General features: G+C 61.0%; 1 pseudogene. It reads right to left on the bottom strand.

Annotated features, from left to right (window positions below):
• A pseudogene (locus IVB27_RS43865) lies at positions 1 to 566 on the bottom strand (hypothetical protein); the annotation flags it as partial.
• Positions 567 to 618 lie beyond the last annotated feature (52 nt).

Genomic DNA, 618 nt, shown 5'->3' with positions numbered 1-618 from the left:
CAGTGTTGGTAGGTTCCCTCATGATGGCGCCGCACCGTGGTCAGCCATTCGGATAGCCCGTGCTCGGAAATCCGGTTGGTGATCATGCGGCCGGCCTCCCTGGTGCCGTCGACGTCAATCCGCTCTCCGAGTGCGACTAAAGTGAACAACGATGTGATGGCGTTGGCCGCGGCCTCGACCGCATCATTAGGCTGCGAGATGTCGCACGTCGAACTAGTTTCGCTCCGCGCCGGATCGGACAGCGCGGCCATGAGCTTGATCGGATCGATCTTGCCGGGCAAAACGAGCGTGGCGCCCAGCGCGTAGGCTTGCGAGATGCAAACGCGGGAGGTTTGCTCGACGAGGAAGATCCGCTTGCCGGCCTTGGCGAGACGCGCAGCTCTCGTTTTCAGTGCGGCGATGTTTTCGACAAATCGTAGGTCGGCACGGATCACGACGGCGGCAGGCGCGTGCGGTAGCTTTGTTTCCACGTCGAGCCGCTCGCCCGCGACAGTGAACTGTCTTTCAAGGACCGAGCAAAGCCCGAAGAGCTTATCGGAAGTATCAGCCAGGACATGTACCAACATGGCAGGCGCCTCTATTTGCCGGGTGCCGGTCTGAATTGGGCCTTGTCGTCAG

Origin of the sequence: Bradyrhizobium sp. 197, from assembly GCF_023073375.1 — a bacterium.
Classification (GTDB): Bacteria; Pseudomonadota; Alphaproteobacteria; order Rhizobiales; family Xanthobacteraceae; genus Bradyrhizobium.
This window is presented reverse-complemented; position numbering and strand designations above follow the sequence as displayed.